Source organism: Noviherbaspirillum sp., assembly GCF_036846085.1.
Taxonomy (GTDB): domain Bacteria; phylum Pseudomonadota; class Gammaproteobacteria; order Burkholderiales; family Burkholderiaceae_D; genus Noviherbaspirillum.
On sequence record NZ_DAIUCO010000330.1, the window covers coordinates 1 to 5115 of the forward strand.

Here is a 5115-nt window from a genome sequence, read left to right on the forward strand (position 1 = left end):
ATGTCTCTTCGGAGAACTGCCGGCGTTGCACTACCGGAGACACTCCGTCGCCCTAGATTCCCGCCTTCGCGGGAATGACGAGGGTGATGGATCACGGGAGACACTTCGTAGCTTGGGGTTACGCTTGCAGGGCGCGTACTGGCTTGCAGGCAGGCAGCATGCTGTCCAAATTCCCTGCTAACCCCTTCGCGGGAATGACAAGGATAAAGAGCAGAAATCAAGGGGAAGACACCCTGCCTCCCCCTCCTGTTCATATTCACCGCAACCACTACGGCCGACGATTACCAGTGACCGGCACAAACTTCTGCGTCCGCTTCCCGGTATCCACTTCCGCCGTATAGATGTTGCCGCGCGAATCGACCGCCAGGTTATGTACCCAATGGAACTGGCCCGCATAGCGTCCATGGCGTCCAAAGGTGCTGACGATCGTGCCGGCTTGCCGGTCCAGTATCCAGACCTTGTTGTTCTCGCCATCGGGGTTGTACAGCTTGCTTTGCGCACGGTCCGGCGATACGTCCACATCCCAGGTCGAGCCGTTGCCAAGCGTATCCCGGGCGACGAAGAACTCCTTCACGAAGGTGCCGTTCTTCTGGAATACCTGGATGCGGTTGTTCACCCGGTCGCACACATAGACCAGGTTGTCGTTGGTGATCCTGACACAGTGCACCGGATTGCGGAACTGGCGTGCCGGTGCCTGTCCGGCAACATATGGGCCCGGATTGGCATCGTCGGGCGTGCTGCCGTAGGCACCCCAGTGACGAATGTATTTGCCGGTATTGCCATCGACCACCAGCACGCGCTTATTCTGGTAACCGTCGGCGATGTAGGCCTCGTTGTTGGTCGGGTCCACCTCGACATCGGCCGGCTGGCCAAGCAGCGGCGTGTCGCCCAATCCGCCGGTGGTGGCATTGCTGCCGCCAGTCACGCCGGCCTTGCCGACCTGGAGCAGGAACGTGCCGTCGCTGCTGAATTTAAGCACCTGGTGATTCACCGCGCCATTGCCCGCGATCCAGACATTGTCATTGTGGTCGACGAAAATGCCGTGCTCGTTGGTCGGCCACTCGCAGCCTTTCGCCGGTGTGCAGCGGTCGGTCAGGAAGCCCGGATCCGCAGTGCCGCCCCAGGCCAGAAGCAAATTCCCTTCACGATCGAACTTCATCACCGATGGCGCGGGGAAGCAGCACTCCGAGCGTGGCGGCGTCTGGGCGGCACCTGCTTCATCGACGGTCAGCGAGCCGGGACGCTGGATGATCCAGATATGGTCGTTGCGATCAACCGCCACACCCGCCACCTGGCCGAATTCCCATCTGTTGGGCAGCGGCTTCGGCCATTTGTGATCGACTTTGAATTCCGTTGCGCCCTGCGCAGCGGGACCTTGATTCCCCGCATCGTCGTTTGCCCAGGCCGGTTGCAAACCGACCGCCATCGCAAGTATTGCCGCTAGCCATGCAAGAATCGTTTTCATGATGTCTCCTTAAGTGGTGACTTCGTTGATGCCCCAGAAAATGAAAGCGGATCTGCCTGGCGAGAGGTCGCCGATGACAAGGCGGGCAGGCATTGCGGATTGCCTGACTGTGCCCGGAGTGCCAAGGGATAGAGGGAAGGAGGGAGGTGAGAAAGCCTGGACCGTCCTGCCAAGACGTGTATCCATGCATGGTCGACAGTAGAAGCATTCACATCATGCGTCATTCCTGTCTCCTTGCTTTTGATTGTGCTGCATGCCTTGCGAGGTGCGCGACATGACCTTATCAAACTAGACCATCATTCGCGACCAAGTCTGATAATTATCAATAAGAGTAAGGACACGTTGCGAAACCAATTTCTGCATGGCGATATCGCGATCGATCCTGTTGAAGCGGAAAAAAGCGGCGCTGGATAATTGCAACAATTGCCCCTGTCTATTTGACAGGTTTCCATGTTTGCCCCAAATCCAGCTTTACGGATGACATTGAAAGTGCCAATAATCAATACACGGCCATCAGGCCGGGATCATTCGCATCGGGAGCAAACATGGCTGATCACATCATGTTGACGTCGCATTCCCAGGGCCGCAAGAAGAACGCCGCTACCGACATCCGATGGGGTGCTCCCAGTCCTGAAGAACGCGGACCGATCATCGCCAGTCTCACCAACCCTCAGCAACGCAATGTCATCGGCACGCACTCCGGCGCCTATGCGGTGTATCGCGCGCTGGCGGTCGCCGCAGGTTCGCTCGACCGTGAACACCGCCCTGACCTCACCAACACCGCGCCCGCCGAAGACATCGGTCCGCATCCGCAATGGGCCGATCCCGACAAGATCGTGTCGCTCGATCCGTACGGCCACATGGTCGGCAACGCGTTCGCCGGACAGATCGCGGCCGGCATGGATATCCGGCCGACGATCGCGATCACCAAGGCCCATATCAACATGCCGGAACTCAAGGAGGCGATCGTCGCCGGCCGCCTCAAGCCCGATGACCGCATCCTGTTTTCCAACGGCGATGTGCGCGTAACCAAGGCGGCGATCGACCCGGTGTGGCACCTGCCTGGCCTGGCAAAACGGTTCGGCATCAAGGAAAGCGCATTGCGCCGCAGCCTGTTCGAACAGACCGGCGGCATGTTTCCGGAACTGGTCACGCGCTCCGACCTCAAAGTATTCCTGCCGCCCATCGGCGGCATGACGCTGTACTGCTTCGGCGACATGCGCGAGCTCGGCAAGGACACCACGCGGGTCGCCTGCCGCGTGCACGACGAATGCAATGGTTCCGACGTGTTCGGCTCCGACATCTGCACCTGCCGCCCCTACCTGGCGCACGGCATCGAGGTGTGCATCGAGATGGCGCAGCAGGGCGGCGTCGGCCTGGTGATCTACAACCGGAAGGAAGGACGCGCATTGGGCGAAGTCACCAAGTTCCTCGTGTACAACGCCCGCAAGCGGCAAGTGGGCGGCGACCGCGCGGCAACCTATTTCGAGCGCACCGAATGCGTGGCCGGCGTGCAGGACATGCGCTTCCAGGAACTGATGCCGGATGTGTTCCACTGGCTCGGCATCAAGCGTATCGACCGCTGGGCATCGATGAGCAATCTCAAGCACGGCGCGCTGACGGCCCAGGGCATCGAGGTGGTGGAGCGCGTCCCGATTCCGGATGCACTCATTCCCGCCGATGCGCGGGTGGAGATGGATGCCAAGGTCGCGGCCGGTTATTTCTCCACCGAGGGTGCGGTGCCGAACGAGGAATTGCTGATCGCCAAAGGCAGGAGCCTGACCGAATGACAGACGCACGCCATGCCGGTGCACATGCCGATATCGGATGGCATACGCCGGTGCCGCAAGATCATCCGGCGGCGGCGCTGCTCAACGCACAGGCGGTGCGCCGGCAATGCGCGCTGGTAATGGCACGGACCGAGCAGGGAAACGGCGCCCACTTCACCTGGCATCCGGATCGGCTGGCCCAGGTCGCCTGCTATGTGGCCGACACGATCAGGATGCGCTACCCGGACCTGTCCGTGCCGTATCACAGCCGCTGGCGGCATTTCGAAACCGGCGGCGTGGATCGGTGGCAGCAACTCGCCGCACAGGCAGGGCTGAGCGGCAGCGAACGCGCACGCACCCGCATCGACCTCGTCATCCCCAGCGTGCTGCTGGATGCCGGCGCCGGCCCGGACTGGCAGTATCTGGACCATGCCAACAACATGCGGCTGGCGCGGTCCGAAGGACTCGGCGTTGCCAGCCTTGCCCTGTTCGCCAGCGGTGCCCTGTCGTCGGATCAAACCCACCCCTTGCGCACCGATGCATCGGCACTGGCCGCTCTCGCCGGGCAGACCGTCGCCGCCGCTTTCCAGGTGAGCCACAGCAATCCGCTGGTGGGGCTGGCCGGACGGGTGGAAATGCTTCGGCGGCTCGGCGAAGTCGTCGCGGCCACGCCGGCGGTATTCGGCCCTGCGCGGCGCCTGGGAAACCTGTTCGACTACCTGGCCGATCATGCGCATGGCAAGACCATCGACGCCGCATTTATTCTCGAAACCCTGTTGATCGCACTCGGCCCGGTCTGGCCCGGCCGCATCGTGCTCGACGGCGTATCGCTTGGCGATTGCTGGCGGCATCCGGATGTGGACGGCGGGCTGCTGCCGTTCCACAAGCTGACGCAATGGCTCACCTATTCGATGCTGGAGCCGCTGGAAGAAGCCGGCTATGACGTCGTCGGGCTCGACCGGCTCACCGGTTTGCCGGAATACCGCAATGGCGGCCTGCTGCTCGACCTGGGCCTGCTGCAGCCGCGTGATCCGGCCTTCTTCACTGACCACCTGGCGGTCGACCGTCCCGAGGTGGTGGAATGGCGCGCGCTCACCGTCATCGGCCTCGATCGTGTCGCCGATGCCGTGCGCACGCAACTCGGCGTCAGCGCCGACGCATTTCCGCTGGCGCGCGTGCTGGAAGGCGGCACCTGGGCCGCGGGACGCCGGATCGCGGCGGAACGACGGCCCGGCGGTACGCCGCCGGTCAACATCCTCAGTGACGGCACCGTGTTTTGAATTTTTCGGGAGAGGCCATGGCAACGAATGTGAATCTGATCAACCACCCGCTGATCCAGCACAAGCTGACGCTCATGCGCAGCGAGGACACGGCGACCGACAATTTCCGCCGCCTGCTGCGCGAGATCAGCCAGATGCTGGCGTATGAAGTGACACGCGACCTGCCGACTGAACTCATCACCATCAAGACGCCGTTGGCCACCATCCAGTCGCCCGCCATCAGCGGCAAGAAGCTGTGCATGGTGTCCATCATGCGTGCCGGGAACGGCATGCTGGACGGCATGCTCGACGTGCTGCCGTCGGCGCGCGTCGGTTACATCGGCCTGTACCGCGATCCGGAAACGCTGGAGCCGGTCGAATATTACTTCAAGGTGCCGGACGATATCGGCGAACGGCTGGTGATTGTGGTCGACCCGATGCTCGCCACCGGCAACTCGGCAATCGCGGCACTGAACCGGTTGAAGGAAAACGGCGCGGTGTCGATGAAGTATGTGTGCCTGCTGGCGGCGCCGGAGGGACTCAAGGCGTTGCAGGCTGCGCACCCGGATGTGCCTGTCACGACGGCGGCGGTGGATGAATATTTGAATGACCACGGGTATAT

4 protein-coding genes are annotated in these 5115 nt (G+C 62.2%); 3 read left to right on the top strand and 1 reads right to left on the bottom strand.

All coding sequences use genetic code 11. From position 1 onward, the window contains the following. Positions 1 to 268: 268 nt before the first annotated feature. Positions 269 to 1465 carry a hypothetical protein gene (locus V7080_RS23920; protein WP_334190885.1) on the bottom strand — a complete coding sequence of 399 codons (1197 nt, stop codon included), beginning with the start codon at positions 1463 to 1465 and terminating at the stop codon, positions 269 to 271. Between the two features lie 545 nt (positions 1466 to 2010). Between V7080_RS23920 and V7080_RS23925 the strand changes: the two genes are divergently transcribed. From V7080_RS23925 to upp, 3 genes are all read left to right on the top strand, one after another. Further along, positions 2011 to 3255, top strand: a complete 1245-nt coding sequence (locus tag V7080_RS23925; RefSeq protein ID WP_334190886.1) for a GTP cyclohydrolase II — start codon at positions 2011 to 2013, stop codon at positions 3253 to 3255. Continuing rightward, positions 3252 to 4514 carry a URC4/urg3 family protein gene (locus tag V7080_RS23930; protein ID WP_334190887.1) on the top strand — a complete coding sequence of 421 codons (1263 nt, stop codon included), beginning with the start codon at positions 3252 to 3254 and terminating at the stop codon, positions 4512 to 4514. Before V7080_RS23925 ends, V7080_RS23930 begins: the two co-directional genes overlap by 4 nt. Positions 4515 to 4531: 17 nt before the next feature. Further along, positions 4532 to 5115: uracil phosphoribosyltransferase (gene upp / locus V7080_RS23935; RefSeq protein WP_334190888.1), on the top strand; the 584-nt coding region annotated here is incomplete at its 3' end.

Bases quoted from the DNA above. Each gene is read 5' to 3' on its own strand.
- V7080_RS23925 (WP_334190886.1), top strand. From the start codon at position 2,011: ATGGCTGATCACATCATGTTGACGTCGCATTCCCAGGGCCGCAAGAAG.
- V7080_RS23920 (WP_334190885.1), bottom strand. From the start codon at position 1,465: ATGAAAACGATTCTTGCATGGCTAGCGGCAATACTTGCGATGGCGGTC.
- V7080_RS23930 (WP_334190887.1), top strand. From the start codon at position 3,252: ATGACAGACGCACGCCATGCCGGTGCACATGCCGATATCGGATGGCAT.